Consider the following 16,190-nt stretch of genomic DNA (forward strand, 5'->3'; position numbering starts at 1 on the left):
ACGTACCGGAGGCAGTTGTGCGCAGAGCCATGTCCTTCCTCGGCGTCGCCGCCCTCGCGGTGGCCGGCTTCCTCGCCGCGGGCCCGCCCGCCGCGGCGGCCGACGCCGACCTGATCCGCAACGGCGGCTTCGAGAGCGGCCTCGACGGCTGGAGCTGTTCCGCGGGCAGCGGAGCCGTCGTCACCACACCCGTGCACGGCGGCAGTTCCGCCCTCAAGGCCACCCCGGCCGGCCAGGACAACGCCCGCTGCGTCCAGAACGTCACCGTCAAGCCCGACTCCACGTACACCCTCGGCGCCTGGGTGCAGGGCGCGTACGTCTACCTCGGCGCGAGCGGGACCGGGACCACCGACGTGTCCACCTGGACGCAGACCCCGGGCGCGTGGAAGCAGCTGACGACCACCTTCCGCACCGGCCCGTCGACCACCTCCGTGACGGTCCACACCCACGGCTGGTACGGCCAGCCCGCCCACTTCACCGACGACCTCACCCTGGTCGGCCCCGACCCCGGCGGCCCCGGCCAGCCCCAACCCCGGCCTCCGGCCACCCCCGCAGGCCTGACGGCCTCCGGCGCCACCGCGAGCAGCGTGAACCTCTCCTGGGCGGCCGCCCAGGACGCCACCTCCTACAAGGTCCACCGGGACGGCGCCGCGCCGCTGACCGTCACCTCCGCCTCGGCGACGGTGACCGGCCTCGCCGCGTCCACCACGTACACCTTCCAGGTCAGTGCGGTGAACACGGCGGGCGAGTCCCCGAAGAGCGCGCCCGTCTCCGTGACCACGACGAGCGGCGGCGGGCCCGGCAACCCCGGTCTACCCGCGCACGCGCTCGTCGGCTACCTGCACGCGAGCTTCGCCAACGGCTCCGGCTACGTCCGGATGGCCGACGTGCCCGCCTCCTGGGACGTCATCAACCTCGCCTTCGGCGAACCGACCTCGGTGACCTCGGGCGACATCCGCTTCGGGCTCTGCCCCGTCGCGCAGTGCCCCGGCGTCGAATCCCCCGAGGAGTTCAAGGCGGCCATCAAGGCCAAGCAGGCCGCCGGCAAGAAGGTGCTGATATCGATAGGCGGCCAGAACGGCCAGGTCCAGCTCGCCACCACGGCCGCCCGCGACACCTTCGTCGCCTCCGTCGGCAAGATCATCGACGAGTACGGCCTCGACGGCCTGGACATCGACTTCGAGGGCCACTCCCTCTCCCTGGCCACCGGGGACACCGACTTCCGGGCCCCCACCACCGCGGGAATCGTCAACCTGATCTCGGCCGTGAAGACCCTCAAGGCCAGGTACGGCCCGGACTTCGTCCTGACCATGGCCCCGGAGACCTTCTTCGTCCAACTGGGCTACCAGTTCTACGGCTCCGGCCCCTGGGGCGGCCAGGACCCGCGGGCCGGCGCGTACCTCCCGGTCATCCACGCCCTGCGCGACGACCTCACGCTGCTCCACGTCCAGGACTACAACTCGGCCCCGATCATGGGCCTCGACGACCAGTACCACTCCATGGGCGGCGCGGACTTCCACATCGCCATGACCGACATGCTGCTCACCGGCTTCCCGGTCGCCGGCAACGCCGCCCGGGTCTTCCTGCCCCTGCGCCCGGAACAGGTCGCCATCGGCCTGCCGGCCACGACGAACGCGGGCAACGGGCACACCGCGCCCGCGGAGGTGAACAAGGCCCTGAACTGCCTGACGAAGAAGACCGACTGCGGGACCTACCGGACCCACGGCACCTGGCCCGGTCTGCGCGGCCTGATGACCTGGTCGATCAACTGGGACGGCTTCGGCGGCCGGGAGTTCAGCCGGAACTTCGACGCGTACTACGGCAGGACCGGCTGACCGCCAGCAGCAAGGGCGTACAGATCAGGAGGCTGGCCAGCACGTCCAGCGGCCAGTGGTAGCCCCGCAGGACGAGCCCGGTGGCCGTCGCCCCCGTGAGGACCAGGGCGGCGGCCATCGGCCACCACCGGCCGGCGTACGGCCGCAGGAGCAGGGCCGCTCCCACGTACGCCACGAAGGCCGTCGCGGTGTGGCCCGAGGGGTAGTAGCCGGCCGCCCAGGGTTCCAGTGGGCCCGGGCGGGCGGTCCACTCCTTCAGCGGCACGATCAGGGCCGGGATCAGGGCCATGGCCCCGGCCGCGGCCAGGGCGCCGCGACGGTTGCCGCGCCGGGCGGCGTACGCCGCGGCGAGGAGCAGGACGGGCAGGGCGACCGGGACGTTCCCGAGGTCCGAGAGGCGCTGGGTGACCCGGTCGGGAACGGTGCGGACCAGGGCGCGGCTCAGCTCGTGATCCGGCGTCAGCAGCGGTCCGGAGACCAGGACCTGCCAGGTGATCAGGGCGAAGGCCGTCAGACAGAGCGCGGCGAGGAGGATGGCCGGCCGTCCCGGAACAGGGGGGATGGTTCCGGGACGGCCGCCCGGATCGGGTTGCCGTGCGCCCCGGGGGGTTTGGGGCGAACGGCTGTCCGATCGGTGAGGAGTGTGCGCGAACGCATGCCCAATACGGCGCTGGGGAAGCCCGGTACTGGTATCGCCCCCGGTTTCCCGTGGGCGGGCTGTCTCACTCATCTGCAGAAACCGTACGGCAGCGGAAGGGGGACCGACAGCAGGAACGCGCTCCCGCCATCGGCCCCCCACAGCTTCTTCACAGCGCCCGACCGTTACCGGTGGTTAACGACCGGGCACTGCGTGCGGACGTTCTAGCCGTCCGCTCAGATGTCCGTGCCGATGGCGGCGAACGCGGCCTCGATGAGGTCCAGGCCCTCGTTCAGCAGGTCCTCGCCGATGACGATCGGCGGGAGGAAGCGGAGCACGTTGCCGTACGTGCCACAGGTGAGGACGAGCAGGCCCTCGGCGTGGCAGGCCTTGGCGAGCGCGCCGGCCGCCTCCGGGAACGGAGTCTTGGACACCGGGTCCTTGACCAGCTCGATCGCGATCATGGCGCCGCGGCCGCGGATGTCGCCAATGATGTCGTACTTCTCCTGCATGGCCGTCAGGCGGGCCTTCATGACGGACTCGATCTTCTTCGCCGCGGCGTTGAGGTCGAGCTTCTTCATGGTCTCGATGGAGCCGAGCGCGCCGGCGCAGGCCACCGGGTTGCCGCCGTAGGTGCCACCCAGGCCACCCGCGTGCGCGGAGTCCATGATCTCGGCACGGCCCGTCACGGCGGCGAGCGGCAGACCGCCCGCGATGCCCTTGGCGGTGGTGATCAGGTCGGGGACGATGCCCTCGTCCTCGCACGCGAACCACTGGCCGGTGCGGCAGAAGCCGGACTGGATCTCGTCGGCGACGAAGACGATGCCGTTCTCGTTGGCGAACTTCACGATCGCCGGCAGGAAGCCCTTGGCCGGCTCGATGAAGCCGCCCTCGCCGAGGACCGGCTCGATGATGATCGCGGCGACGTTGTCGGCGCCGATCTGCTTCGTGATCTGGTCGATCGCCTGGGCGGCGGCCTCGGGGCCGCAGTTCTCGGCGCCGGTGGGCCAGCGGTAGCCGTAGGCGACCGGGACGCGGTAGACCTCGGGGGCGAACGGGCCGAAGCCGTTCTTGTACGGCATGTTCTTCGAGGTGAGCGCCATCGTGAGGTTCGTACGGCCGTGGTAGCCGTGGTCGAAGACGACGACGGCCTGGCGCTTGGTGTACGAACGGGCGATCTTGACGGCGTTCTCGACGGCCTCGGCGCCGGAGTTGAACAGAGCCGACTTCTTGGCGTGGCCACCCGGGGTCAGCTCGGCGAGGGCCTCGCAGACCTCGACGTAGCCCTCGTACGGGGTGACCATGAAACAGGTGTGGGTGAAGTCGGCGAGCTGCGCGGAGGCGCGGCGCACGACGGCCTCGGCGGAGGCGCCGACGGAGGTCACGGCGATGCCGGAACCGAAGTCGATCAGACGGTTGCCGTCGACGTCCTCGATGATGCCGCCGCCCGCGCGGGCCGTGAAGACGGGAAGCACGGAGCCCACGCCACCGGCCACCACGCCGAGGCGGCGGGCCTGCAGCTCCTGCGACTTGGGGCCGGGGATCGCGGTGACGATCTTGCGCTCCTGCGGGACAGCGGTCATAGAGGGCTCCTGGGGGGTGTTTTCGGGCGCACTTGTGTCTTTGTCCGCAGGCTAGGCCCGGGGGAGGGGGTCCTGCATGCTCCGTTCGGTAGTGATCTCCGCGTGTCCTTGTCCGCGACGGCCATAGGAAGGACATGACGCGCATCTCGTGGATCATGACCGGGTACGGCCCCAAGGCCCGGGCCGGGCACTAGATTGAGCGCCGGAGCGCAGGCACGGGCAGGGGGCAGGGGTTTCATGGACACCGACGGCACGCAGGACGGACAGGTGACCCGTGCGGGTCACGTACCGAGACCGGCGGCCCCCCCTGCGCAGCCTCCGAAGCCCCGCCATGCCCCCGGTCAGGGGCCGACGCTCAGCGACTGGCTGCGCATCGCCCGCCCGGCGGCCGAGCCGGGTGTCTGGAGGTACGGCTACACCCCGCGCGCCGCCGTGGAAGACGCGCAGACCCCCGACCGGTCCCTGGCCAGCGGTGCATTCATCTCCTTCCTGGCCTGCGTCCTCGTCTGGTCCCTCATGCGCAACACCTACATCCCGTTCTGGGACGCTCCGCTGAACCTCTTCACACCCGACAGCTGGTACTCCGCGAACGGAGAGCCCGTCATGGGGACCGGCGGGATGAAGGCCAAGCCGATCTACGAGCTGCTCTTCGTCTCGGCGCTCCTCTACGGATTCGGCCGGCTCGGGAGCTGGCACACCGCCTGGACCCGCCTGGTCGTCGCGCGCGGCCCCTGGGTCCAGGCCCTCGCGGTCGTACCCCTCGCCTACATCACCCTCCTGCTCGTCGACAACCACCAGCTGCCGATCCGCCAACTCGTCTTCGCGTTCCTGCCGTACACCGCCGACCCGGCGGCCAACCTCGAACTCGACAACACGGCGAAGACCACGATCGACGTGGCCGTCGTCCTCTCCTTCGCCTGCCTCGGCGGCGGGGTCCGGCTGCTGCGGCGCCTGCGGCCTGCCGGGGCGACGGCCCGAGCGGCCTCGGACCGCACGGGCGCGGCCGCGACCGAGGAACCGGCCGAGGATCCCGCGCGGTGGCCGCAGTTGCGGGGCGCCGGGTTGGGGGAGGTGGCCGATCGGCTGGAGGGGGAGGCCGGGGGCGGGCGGATGAACGACGTCGACTACGCGCGGATCCGGCGCGCCTGGGATTCCGTGCGCGTCGACCCCTCGCGGCTGCGGGCCTTCGCCGACGCCGTGCGGGACAAGGGCGCCGGGGCCTGCGCGCACCCGTCCGGGGCGCGGGACCTGCCCGTGCGGGCCGCCCGGCACGATCTGCTGGCCCGGCAGGTGCTGCTCGGCACCGTCGACGACGGCGCGCGCAACCCGTACGCCCGCCGCGGCACCTCCCTCGCGCTCGACCCCGAGGTCCTCGGGACCTCGCTGCTCGCCGTCGGGCCGTCGGGATCCGGCAAGACGGGCCGCCTGGTGCGGCCCGTCGTCGAGTCTCTCGCGCTCCAGGCGCTCGCCGGCCAGGCCGCCGTCGTCGCCGTCGGCGCGGCCGGGGCGCAGCTCGGCCCGGACGCCGCCTACGACGTCGTGGTCCGCGTCGGCGACCCCGCCTCCGTCTACGACCTTGACCTCTACGGCGGCGCCACGGACCCCGACGAGGCCGCCGGCCTGCTCGCCGAGGCCTTCGTCGGAGACCTCCCGGGGATCGAGGTGCGCCGGGCCGCGACCGCCCTCGCGCAGCTCCTCGGGCCGTTCCGGGCGGCGTACGGCCGCTTCCCCGCCGTGCCCGAGCTGCGCGAACTGCTCGACCAGGTGCCGGCCGCCCTCGACGGGCTGCGGCGGGCGCTGGAGGACGGCGGGGCGCACACGATGCTCCGCGAGCTCGACGCGCGGCAACGGCAGTACGGGGCCCACGGCGACCCCGGCCCGGCCCTCGCCGACCGGGTGGCGCTGCTGGACCGGCCCGCCTTCGCCGGCTTCTTCGACACCACCGGGCAGGGACGGCCCTTCTCGCTGCGGGCCCTGGAACACCCGATCCGCGTCCGCGTGGACCTCCCCGAGCGCGGGCACGCCGACGCCTCCCGGATGCTGGCCCGGCTGCTGCTCGCCCAGTTCAGCGCCGCCGCGGCAGCCCGCACCGACCGTTCCCTCTTCGCCTTCCTCGCCCTCGACGACGCCTCGCACACCCTGACCCCGCAGACCGTGCGCGGCGTACAGCGGCTGCGCTCCGCGAACGCGGGCGTACTGCTCACGCTGCGCACGCTGGACGACGTACCGGAGGCGCTGCGCACCCCGCTGCTCGGCGCGGTCGGCTGCCGGATGGCCTTCTCCGGGGTCACCACCTGGGACGGCAAGCGCTTCGCGGAGGCCTGGGGCACCGAGTGGGTGGAGACGCGGGACGTCACCCACCGCACGGTCTTCGCCGACCAGCCGCTGACCCGGGCGATGCACGCCTTCCGCAAGCTCGTCACCGGCAAGGCGGTCACCACCGACGCGGTGACCGTGCGCCAGGTGGAGCGGGAGCGGTGGTCCGCCTCGGACCTGGCCCATGCCGTGCCGCCGGGGCACGCGGTGCTGTCGCTGACCTCGGTCCGCGGGGAACGGGCGGCTCCGCTGCTGGTCCGGCTGGCCGGAACGGCCTGACCCGCACCTGAACCCGTACGGGGTGGCAGAATCGAGGGGAGCCGTTCATACGACACGGCGAAAAGCGTCCGTGGCGGCTCTGGTGCGCTGTCCGTCACACCGTGCTCGCGTCCCGCTCCTGCGCTCTTCCGCCGCCCCCTCCCGCTAAGGCCCCTGGTAACGATGCCGCTCACCCTCGCCTCGCTCGTCCAGCACTCGGCGCTCAAGCTCAGCGTGCGGGCGGGGGAGAACCGCCTCGACACCCCGGTGCGCTGGGCCCACGTCAGTGAGCTCGCCGACCCCGTCCCCTACATGGAGGGCGGGGAGCTGCTCCTGATCACCGCGATGAAGCTGGACGCGGAGGACCCCGAGGAGATGCGCCGCTACGTACGCCGCCTCGCCGCGGCCGGGGTCGTCGGCATCGGCTTCGCGATCGGCGTCAACTACGAGGAGATCCCCGACGCGCTGGTCGAGGCCGCGCGGACCGAGGACATGCCGCTGCTGGAGGTCCCGCGCCGGACCCCGTTCCTGGCCATCAGCAAGGCCGTCTCCGCGGCCCTCGCCGCCGACCAGTACCGGGCCGTGACCGCCGGTTTCGAGGCGCAGCGGGAACTGACGCGCGCCGCGCTCTCCGCCGACGGGCCCGCCGAGCTGCTGGCGAAGCTGGCCGCGCACGTGCACGGCTGGGCCGCGCTGTACGACACCTCGGGCTCCGTGGTCGCCGCGGCACCGGACTGGGCCGCCCGGCGCGCCGCCCGGCTGACCCCCGACGTGGAGCGGCTGCGGGAGCGGCCCGCGCCCGCGAGCGCCGTGGTCGGCGGCTCCGAGGACCGCGTCGAGCTCCAGTCCCTCGGTACGGGCCGACGGGCCCGGGGCGCGCTCGCCGTCGGCACCGGGGCCCCGCTGGGCACCGCCGAGCGGTACGCCGTCCACTCCGCGGTCGCGCTGCTGACCCTCACCACCGAGCGCTCCCGCTCGCTGCACGACGCCGAGTCCCGGCTGGGGGCGGCGGTCCTGCGGATGCTGCTGGCGGGCGAGGCGGACCACGCGCGGTCCGTGGCCGGGGACCTGTACGGGGGCCTGCTGGAGGCGCCCTTCCGGCTGATCGTGGCCGAGCCGGCGCTGCCGGGGACGGCGCAGCCGGAGGGCCTGGCGCTGCTGGCCGACGCGGTGGAGTCGGCGGCGGCCCGTACGGGAGAGACGCTGCTGGTGGTCCCGGAAGCGGGGCGGCTCGTGGTCCTGGCCGCCGACGCGGGCTCGGCCGTACAGGCGTGCGCGGACCACGCGGAGGTACTGGAGGCACGGCGCGGCCTGGACACGGCCGGGCCGGAGCCGGACGAACTGGTGGTCGGCCTGTCCGCCCCCGCCACCGCCGGCACCGTGGCGGCGGCCCTGAAACAGGCCGACCAGGCACTCGCCGTGGCCCGGCGGCGCGGCCGGCCGATGGTGGAGCACGAGGACATGGCGGCGGGCTCGGTCCTGCCCCTGCTGGCCGACGACGCGGTACGGGCCTTCGCGGACGGCACCCTGCGCGCGCTGCGGGACCACGACGCGACCGGGCGCGGCGACCTGGTGGCCTCGCTCCAGGCGTGGCTCTCCCGCCACGGCCAGTGGGACGCGGCGGCCGCCGACCTCGGCGTGCACCGGCACACGCTGCGCTACCGGATGAAGCGGGTCGAGGAGATCCTCGGCCGCTCCCTCGAGGACCCGGACGTCCGCATGGAGCTGTGGCTCGCCCTCAAGGCGTCGTCGACTCCGTCGTAGCCGAGCCGAGCCGAGCCGATCCGATCCGAGCCGAGCCGAGCCGAGCCGGTCCGATCCGAGCCGAGCCGGTCCGATCCGAGCCGAGCCGGTCCGGGACGCAGCCCCGGCAACGGAGCCGCGGGCGCGACAGTGACAAACCGGCGCGACCCCGATCGCAGGTACTACACCCCGGATAAACGCCGAAACGCCGACGGAGTCCTACGGTGGAGGAGACAAGACCACCGCACACTCCGAAGGGCCGGGATTCGCATGACTTCCACCCACGCCTTCTGGCTCGCCGGCCGCCAGGCCACCGGCGAGGACAGCTTCGACGTCCACTCCCCGTGGGACGGACGCCTCGTCGGCACCGTCAGCGTGCCCACCGACGAGCAGGTCGAAGAGGCCGTGGCCGCGGCGTACGCCGTGACGGCGGAATTCTCCGCGACCCCCGCCCACGTACGGGCGGCCGCCCTGGACCACGTGTCCAAGCGGCTCGTGGAGCGCACCGAGGAGATCGCCCAGCTGATCTCCGCCGAGAACGGCAAGCCCATCAAGTGGGCCCGCGGCGAGGTCGGCCGTGCGGTGTCGGTGTTCCGCTTCGCCGCCGAAGAGGCCCGCCGCTTCAACGGCGGAGACGCCCAGCGCCTCGACACCGACGCCGGTGGCGTCGGCCGTCTCGCGCTGACCCGCCGCTTCGTCAAGGGTCCGGTCCTCGGCATCGCGCCGTTCAACTTCCCGCTGAACCTGTGCGCCCACAAGGTGGCCCCGGCCATCGCCGTCGGCGCGCCGATCATCCTCAAGCCCGCCCCGGCCACGCCCCTCTCCGGGCTGATCCTGGGTGAGCTGCTCGCCGAGACCGACCTTCCGGCCGGCTCCTGGTCGGTCCTGCCGGTCGCGAACGACAAGATGCCCGCCCTGGTCAAGGACGAGCGCCTCCCCGTCATCTCCTTCACCGGTTCCGACACCGTCGGCTACGCCATCCAGCAGTCGGTGCCCCACAAGCACTGCACCCTGGAGCTCGGCGGCAACGCCGCGGCCGTCGTCCTGGACGACTGGTCCTCCGAGGCCGACCTCGACTGGGCCGCGACCCGTATCGCGACCTTCTCGAACTACCAGGCCGGCCAGTCCTGCATCTCCGTGCAGCGCGTGATCGCCGACGCCTCCGTCTACGACCGCCTCGTCGAGAAGGTCGTCGCGAAGGTCCAGGCCCAGGTCACCGGCGACCCGTCCGACTCCGCCACCGACGTCGGCCCCCTCGTCTCCGAGGCCGCCGCCCAGCGTGTCGAGTCCTGGGTCGACGAAGCCGTGTCCGCCGGCGCCAAGCTGCTCACCGGTGGCAAGCGCACGGGTGCCTCGTACGAGCCCACCGTCATCGCGCACGTCCCGGACGGCGTCAAGCTCGCCACCGAGGAGGTCTTCGGCCCGGTCCTGACCCTGCTGAAGGTCGAGAACACCGACGAGGCCTTCGCCGCGGTCAACGACTCGAAGTTCGGCCTGCAGACCGGTGTCTTCACGCGGAACATCCAGACCGCGTTCCGCGCCCACCGCGAGCTCGAGGTCGGCGGTGTGATCGTCGGCGACGCGCCGTCCTACCGCGCCGACCAGATGCCGTACGGCGGCGTCAAGCAGTCCGGCGTGGGCCGCGAGGGCGTCCGCTACGCGATGGACGACTACACGTACGAGCGAGTCCTGGTCCTGACCGGCCTCGACATCTGATCTCGTACGGCCAAAAAGCCGACGGCCGGAGCCTACTGTGCGGGGGCTCCGGCCGTCCCCCTTTTCCCGGAGGCATGAACGGGGTACGACTCACTGGTAGCACCGGCTGGTAATCCGGTGTACCCGACTCCGGCGGCGAGGTGAGTCCCCTCATGTCCGCAACACAGCCCGCACAGCCCAAGGTGACCGAGCGCGAGGCACGGCAGGTCGCGGAAGCGGCCAGGGAACAGGACTGGCGCAAACCGAGCTTCGCCAAGGAGCTCTTCCTCGGACGGTTCCGGCTCGACCTGATCCACCCCCACCCGCTCCCCGCCGACGAGGACGTGCGGCGCGGCGAGGCCTTCCTGGCCCGGCTGCGGGAGTTCTGCGAGAGCTCCATCGACGGCGCCCGCATCGAGCGCGAGGCGAAGATCCCCGACGAGACCGTGCGCGGGCTGAAAGAGCTCGGCGCCCTCGGGATGAAGATCGACCCCAAGTACGGGGGCCTCGGCCTCACCCAGGTCTACTACAACAAGGCGCTCGCACTGGTCGGCTCGGTGAGCCCGGCCATCGGCGCCCTGCTCTCGGCCCACCAGTCGATCGGCGTCCCCCAGCCGCTGAAGATGTTCGGCACGCAGGAGCAGAAGGACGCCTACCTGCCGCGCTGCGCCACCACCGCCATCAGCGCCTTCCTGCTCACCGAGCCCGACGTGGGCTCGGACCCGGCGCGGCTGGCCACCACGGCGGTCCCGGACGGGGAGGACGCGTACGTCCTCGACGGCGTGAAGCTGTGGACCACCAACGGAGTGGTCGCGGACCTGCTCGTCGTGATGGCCCGCGTGCCCAAGAGCGAGAACCACCGCGGCGGGATCACCGCCTTCGTCGTCGAGGCCGACTCGCCGGGGATCACCGTCGAGCACCGCAACGCCTTCATGGGCCTGCGCGGCCTGGAGAACGGCGTCACCCGCTTCCACCGGGTACGGGTCCCGGCCGCCCAGCGCATCGGCGCCGAGGGAGCCGGGCTCAAGATCGCGCTGACCACCCTCAACACCGGCCGGCTGTCGCTGCCCGCCATGTGCGTCGGCGCCGGGAAATGGTGCCTGAAGATCGCCCGCGAGTGGTCCGGCGTACGCGAGCAGTGGGGGCGGCCGGTCGCCAGGCACGAGGCGGTCGGCGCCAAGATCTCCTTCATCGCCGCCACCACCTTCGCGCTCGAAGCGGTGGTCGACCTCGCCTCCCAGATGGCCGACGAGGACCGCAACGACATCCGCATCGAGGCCGCCCTCGCCAAGCTCTACGGCTCCGAGATGGCCTGCCTGATGGCCGACGAGCTGGTCCAGATCCGAGGCGGCCGCGGCTTCGAGACCGCCGAGTCCCTCGCCGCCCGCGGCGAACGCGCCGTCCCCGCCGAGCAGATGCTCCGCGACCTGCGCATCAACCGGATCTTCGAGGGCTCGACGGAGATCATGCACCTGCTGATCGCCCGCGAGGCCGTCGACGCCCACCTCTCGGTGGCGGGCGACCTCATCGACCCGGAGAAGGCGCTCGGCGACAAGGCCAGGGCGGGCGCCCGCGCCGCCGGGTTCTACGCCCGCTGGCTGCCGAAGCTGGCCACCGGCCCCGGCCAGGTCCCCGGCACCTACCGGGCCTTCCATCCCAGCGGCCACCCCGACCTCGCCACCCACCTGCGCTATGTCGAGCGCAGCGCCCGCAAACTCGCCCGCTCCACCTTCTATGCCATGTCCCGCTGGCAGGGCCGCATGGAGACCAAGCAGGGCTTCCTCGGCCGGATCGTCGACATCGGCGCCGAGCTGTTCGCGATGAGCGCGGCCTGCGTCCGCGCCGAGCACCTGCGCGCCGCCGGCGAGCACGGACGCGAGGCGTACCAGCTGGCCGACGCCTTCTGCGAGCAGTCCCGGCTCCGCGTCGAGGAGCTCTTCGGCCGGCTCTGGTCCAATACCGACGACCTCGACCGCAAGGTCGTCGCGGGCGTCCTCTCCGGCACCTACACCTGGCTGGAGGACGGGGTCCTGGACCCCTCCGGAGACGGCCCCTGGATCGCGGACGCATCCCCCGGACCCTCCACCGAGAAAAACGTCCACCGCCCCATCCGCTGACCTGCGATCATCGCCGGACGTCGGACAGGCGTACGAGGATGAGTACGGGTACCGGTACCCGTACGAGCACAGCACGAGGCGGACGAGAACGATGTCGACGGCCGAGGAAGACCGCACCAGCCGACGGCTGGCCTGGTGCGTGGCGCACCTGCTGCGCCACGCACCGGACCACGTCGTGACCGACCTGATCGGCCGGCTCGACTGGCCCACCCGCAAGTACCTCTGCCGGGACGAGTGGCTCTCCGCCTCGACCGTCACCCTCCTGCTGCGCCACGGCGGCGAGGCGGACCGGCACTTCATCGCCCGCAACCCCCGCGTCGTCGGACGGCCGCTGCCCGGCCTGCCCGGCCCCGCGCGGTACGCGGCCCGCCCCGGGCCGTCGCCCGAACTGCTGCGGGAGGTCGGCCCCGGGCCGTTCACCACCGACGAGCTGATCGCGCTGCTGCGCCGGCACGGCCGCCGGCCCCGGATCCCCCTCACCCTGCTGCGGATGCCGCACGCCCCCCTCGACACCGGGACGCTGCTGCACGAGCACGCCCGGGACCCGCTGCCGCCCAGCGTGGTCGAGGCCCTGCTGCTGGTCGGCGAACTGCCCCACGAGGTCTGCCGGGCCCTGCTCGACGCCGGCCCACAGGACGCGTCCGGGTACCGGTGGTACCGGCCCGCCGTACGGGCCGTCCGGATGGGGCTGCTCACCTGCGACGAGCTCGTCGCCCACGTCGCCCCCGCGCACCGCACCCTGCTGCTCGCCGACCTCCCCGAGGCCAGGGGCCTGCGCTGGTCCCTGCCAGAACGCACGGGGATGCGGACGGCCGTCGTCCGGGCGCTGCGCCCCCTGCGGGACGATCCCCGGCTCTGGGCGGAGCTGCTCCGCCACGCCCCCGCCTTCCGCGGCACCCTGCCCGTGCTCGTGGCCCGGATCGTGCGGGGCACCCTGCCCGAGCCCGCCGACGCACCCCACGTCCCCGGGCTCGCCGAGACGGTGCGCTCCCTGGCCCCGAAGGCCGCGGAGCCCGTCGGGGGAGTGGACCGCGAGCTGGCCCTGGCGAGCCTCGCGGTGCCCATGGAGTCCGTCCAGGAGGACATCCGGTGGGTGCGGGACTGCCTGGCCCGCGGGCTGCTCACCGGTGAGGACGTGATCCGGCACAAGGCGCCCGCCTGCTGGGCGCTGGACGAGGACCACTGGCTGGGCGACGTGAACCACCCCGACCGCCACGACTGGATCGCGCCGGTGCTCGCCGCGCGGGCCGAGGCCGACCGGCTGTTCGCCCTGGCCCTCGGCGCCGATCCGGACGCCTGGTGGCGCGTGGCCTCCACGCTCCCGGACTTCGCCGGAACGCTCCCGCATCTGCTCCTGCGGGTCACGGACGGGGACTCGGTGTCCAAGCCGACCTGACTTCCGGCAACAATGGGGGTCATGAGCGACCGTCCAGCCCCCCTCGCCGATCCGCACCTCCTCTTCGACCCCGCGGCCGGCCGCCGGGACATCGTCATCCTGGGGTCCACGGGATCCATCGGCACCCAGGCCATCGATCTCGCCCTGCGCAACCCGGACCGGTTCCGGGTCACCGCGCTGTCCGCCGCCGGCGGGCGCGTCGGGCTGCTGGCCGAGCAGGCCCGGCAGCTGCGGGTCGAGAAGGTGGCCGTCGCCCGCGAGGACGTCGTACCGGCCCTGAAAGAGGCGCTGAGCGCCCAGTACGGTCCGTCGGAGCCGCTGCCCGAGATCCTGGCCGGGCCCGACGCGGCGACCGAGCTCGCCGCCTCCCCGTGCCACACCGTCCTCAACGGCATCACCGGCTCCATCGGCCTCGCGCCGACCCTCGCCGCGCTGCGGGCGGGCCGCACCCTGGCCCTCGCGAACAAGGAGTCGCTGATCGTCGGCGGCCCCCTGGTGAAGGACCTCGCGCGGCCCGGCCAGATCATCCCGGTGGACTCCGAGCACGCGGCGCTCTTCCAGGCGCTCGCGGCCGGAACCCGCGCCGACGTGCGCAAGCTCGTGGTCACCGCCTCCGGCGGGCCCTTCCGCGGCCGCACCCGCGCCGAGCTGGCGGCCGTCACCGTGAAGGACGCGCTCGCGCACCCCACCTGGGCCATGGGCCCGGTCATCACCGTGAACAGCGCGACCCTGGTCAACAAGGGGCTGGAGGTCATCGAGGCGCACCTGCTCTACGACATCCCCTTCGACCGCATCGAGGTCGTGGTCCACCCGCAGTCGTACGTGCACTCGATGGTGGAGTTCACGGACGGCTCGACGCTCGCCCAGGCCACCCCGCCGGACATGCGCGGCCCCATCGCGATCGGCCTCGGCTGGCCCGAGCGGATCCCGGACGCGGCCCCCGCGTTCGACTGGACCAAGGCCTCCACGTGGGAGTTCTTCCCGCTGGACACGGAGGCCTTCCCCGCAGTGGGCCTGGCCCGGCACGTCGGCACCCTCGGCGGCACCGCCCCGGCCGTGTTCAACGCGGCCAACGAGGAGTGCGTAGAGGCGTTCCTGGCCGGTCGGCTGCCGTTCACAGCAATCATGGATACGGTCTCTGCCGTGGTCGATGAGCACGGGACGCCGGAGTCGGGAACTTCCCTGACCGTCCAGGACGTCCTTGAAGCGGAGGCCTGGGCCAGGGCCCGGGCGCGGGAGATGGCGGCTCGGGCCGCCGTGGAGGCGCGCGCATGACACTTCTGATGACGGTGCTCGGGATCGTGATCTTCGCGGTCGGCCTGCTGGTCTCCATCGCCTGGCACGAGCTGGGGCACCTCTCCACGGCCAAGCTGTTCGGCATTCGCGTGCCGCAGTACATGGTCGGCTTCGGGCCGACCATCTGGTCGCGGAAGAAGGGCGACACCGAGTACGGGATCAAGGCCATCCCGATGGGCGGCTACATCCGCATGATCGGGATGTTCCCGCCCGGCGAGGACGGCAAGGTCACCGCCCGCTCCACCTCGCCCTTCCGGTCGATGATCGAGGACGCGCGCTCGGCGGCGTACGAGGAGCTCCAGCCCGGGGACGAGAGCCGGCTCTTCTACACGCGCAAGCCGTGGAAGCGCGTGATCGTGATGTTCGCCGGCCCGTTCATGAACCTGGTCCTGGCCGTGGCGATCTTCCTCACCACCCTGATGACCTTCGGGCTGAACACCCAGACCACCTCGGTCGCCACCGTCTCGGACTGTGTCATCCAGCAGAGCGAGAAGCGCGACAAGTGCGCCCCCGGGGACCCGGCCGCCCCCGCCAAGGCGGCTGGCCTGAAGGCGGGCGACAAGATCGTCTCCTTCAACGGCCGCCCCGTCGACGACTGGTCCGCCCTGCAGAAGGACATCCGCGCCACCGTCGGGCCCGCCAAGATCACGGTTGAGCGGGCCGGCGAGCGCGTGGACCTCACGGCGAACCTGATCGAGAACAAGGTCGCCAAGACCGACGGCAGCGGCAAGTACGTCAAGGACCAGTACGTCACCGCGGGCTTCCTGGGCTTCGCCCCCGCCACCGGCTACGTCCCCCAGTCCTTCGGCCAGTCCGTCGAGCGCATGGGCGAGATGATGGAGGCCGGCGTCCAGTCGCTGATCGCCCTGCCGTCAAAGGTCCCGGAGCTGTGGAACGCCGCCTTCAACGGGGCCGAGCGCAAGCAGGACAGCCCGATGGGCGTCGTCGGCGCGGCGCGGGTCAGCGGTGAGATCTTCACCCTCGACATCCCCGCCCAGCACCAGCTGGTCTTCTTCCTCAACCTGCTGGCCGGCTTCAACCTCTCGCTGTTCCTGTTCAACATGCTGCCGCTGCTCCCGCTCGACGGCGGGCACATCGCCGGCGCCCTGTGGGAGTCGGTCCGGCGCAATGTGGCGCGGGTCTTCCGGCGCCCGGACCCGGGCCCGTTCGACGTGGCGAAGCTGATGCCGGTCGCGTACGTGGTCGCAGGCCTGTTCATCTGCTTCACCCTGCTGGTGATGGTGGCCGACGTGGTGAACCCGATCAAGATCACCTAGCCGTCGGGCAGCGGTACTTCAGGTCCACGGGAGCCGG

10 protein-coding genes are annotated in these 16,190 nt (G+C 72.6%); 8 read left to right on the top strand and 2 right to left on the bottom strand.

Going from position 1 to position 16,190, the window contains the following annotated elements; genetic code table 11:
• The first annotated feature begins 29 nt into the window (after window positions 1-29).
• Complete coding sequence (locus ACZ45T_RS24520; RefSeq protein ID WP_468444786.1) at window positions 30-1,835, top strand: chitinase; 1,806 nt, start codon at window positions 30-32, stop codon at window positions 1,833-1,835.
• Here ACZ45T_RS24520 and ACZ45T_RS24525 read toward each other — a convergent pair.
• Together ACZ45T_RS24525 and gabT are read right to left on the bottom strand one after the other, a co-directional pair.
• Entirely contained in the window at window positions 1,795-2,565 is a 771-nt protein-coding gene (locus ACZ45T_RS24525; RefSeq protein WP_468444695.1) for a phosphatase PAP2 family protein, read from the bottom strand. The genes ACZ45T_RS24520 and ACZ45T_RS24525 overlap by 41 nt on opposite strands.
• Before the next feature lie 143 nt (window positions 2,566-2,708).
• Complete coding sequence (gene gabT, locus ACZ45T_RS24530) at window positions 2,709-4,055, bottom strand: 4-aminobutyrate--2-oxoglutarate transaminase (RefSeq protein ID WP_468444697.1); 1,347 nt, start codon at window positions 4,053-4,055, stop codon at window positions 2,709-2,711.
• Between the two features lie 237 nt (window positions 4,056-4,292).
• On the opposite strand from gabT, the gene ACZ45T_RS24535 reads away from it, so the two are divergent.
• From ACZ45T_RS24535 to ACZ45T_RS24565, 7 genes are all read left to right on the top strand, one after another.
• The gene (locus ACZ45T_RS24535) at window positions 4,293-6,650 is read left to right on the top strand and encodes an ATP/GTP-binding protein (RefSeq protein WP_468444699.1); all 2,358 of its coding nucleotides are present in this window, start codon (window positions 4,293-4,295) and stop codon (window positions 6,648-6,650) included.
• Between the two features lie 162 nt (window positions 6,651-6,812).
• The gene (locus ACZ45T_RS24540; RefSeq protein ID WP_468444701.1) at window positions 6,813-8,393 is read left to right on the top strand and encodes a PucR family transcriptional regulator; all 1,581 of its coding nucleotides are present in this window, start codon (window positions 6,813-6,815) and stop codon (window positions 8,391-8,393) included.
• A gap of 249 nt (window positions 8,394-8,642) precedes the next feature.
• Window positions 8,643-10,088, top strand: coding sequence for an aldehyde dehydrogenase family protein (locus tag ACZ45T_RS24545; protein ID WP_468444703.1), 1,446 nt, complete (start codon window positions 8,643-8,645; stop codon window positions 10,086-10,088).
• A gap of 152 nt (window positions 10,089-10,240) precedes the next feature.
• Window positions 10,241-12,184 carry an acyl-CoA dehydrogenase family protein gene (locus ACZ45T_RS24550; RefSeq protein WP_468444705.1) on the top strand — a complete coding sequence of 648 codons (1,944 nt, stop codon included), beginning with the start codon at window positions 10,241-10,243 and terminating at the stop codon, window positions 12,182-12,184.
• 91 nt (window positions 12,185-12,275) lie between these two features.
• Window positions 12,276-13,580, top strand: a complete 1,305-nt coding sequence (locus tag ACZ45T_RS24555) for a hypothetical protein (RefSeq protein WP_468444707.1) — start codon at window positions 12,276-12,278, stop codon at window positions 13,578-13,580.
• A 21-nt stretch (window positions 13,581-13,601) separates the two neighbouring features.
• Window positions 13,602-14,855 carry a 1-deoxy-D-xylulose-5-phosphate reductoisomerase gene (dxr, locus tag ACZ45T_RS24560; protein WP_468444709.1) on the top strand — a complete coding sequence of 418 codons (1,254 nt, stop codon included), beginning with the start codon at window positions 13,602-13,604 and terminating at the stop codon, window positions 14,853-14,855.
• On the top strand, window positions 14,852-16,153 hold the full coding sequence (locus ACZ45T_RS24565; RefSeq protein ID WP_468444711.1) for a M50 family metallopeptidase: 1,302 nt from the start codon (window positions 14,852-14,854) through the stop codon (window positions 16,151-16,153). Before dxr ends, ACZ45T_RS24565 begins: the two co-directional genes overlap by 4 nt.
• Window positions 16,154-16,190: the final 37 nt, after the last annotated feature.

Source organism: Streptomyces sp. NPDC030995, assembly GCF_055571215.1.

Coding starts and splice junctions, on each gene's coding strand:
- ACZ45T_RS24520 (WP_468444786.1), top strand. CDS start 30: ATGTCCTTCCTCGGCGTCGCCGCCCTCGCGGTGGCCGGCTTCCTCGCC.
- ACZ45T_RS24525 (WP_468444695.1), bottom strand. CDS start 2,565: ATGAGTGAGACAGCCCGCCCACGGGAAACCGGGGGCGATACCAGTACC.
- gabT (WP_468444697.1), bottom strand. CDS start 4,055: ATGACCGCTGTCCCGCAGGAGCGCAAGATCGTCACCGCGATCCCCGGC.
- ACZ45T_RS24535 (WP_468444699.1), top strand. CDS start 4,293: ATGGACACCGACGGCACGCAGGACGGACAGGTGACCCGTGCGGGTCAC.
- ACZ45T_RS24540 (WP_468444701.1), top strand. CDS start 6,813: ATGCCGCTCACCCTCGCCTCGCTCGTCCAGCACTCGGCGCTCAAGCTC.
- ACZ45T_RS24545 (WP_468444703.1), top strand. CDS start 8,643: ATGACTTCCACCCACGCCTTCTGGCTCGCCGGCCGCCAGGCCACCGGC.
- ACZ45T_RS24550 (WP_468444705.1), top strand. CDS start 10,241: ATGTCCGCAACACAGCCCGCACAGCCCAAGGTGACCGAGCGCGAGGCA.
- ACZ45T_RS24555 (WP_468444707.1), top strand. CDS start 12,276: ATGTCGACGGCCGAGGAAGACCGCACCAGCCGACGGCTGGCCTGGTGC.
- dxr (WP_468444709.1), top strand. CDS start 13,602: ATGAGCGACCGTCCAGCCCCCCTCGCCGATCCGCACCTCCTCTTCGAC.
- ACZ45T_RS24565 (WP_468444711.1), top strand. CDS start 14,852: ATGACACTTCTGATGACGGTGCTCGGGATCGTGATCTTCGCGGTCGGC.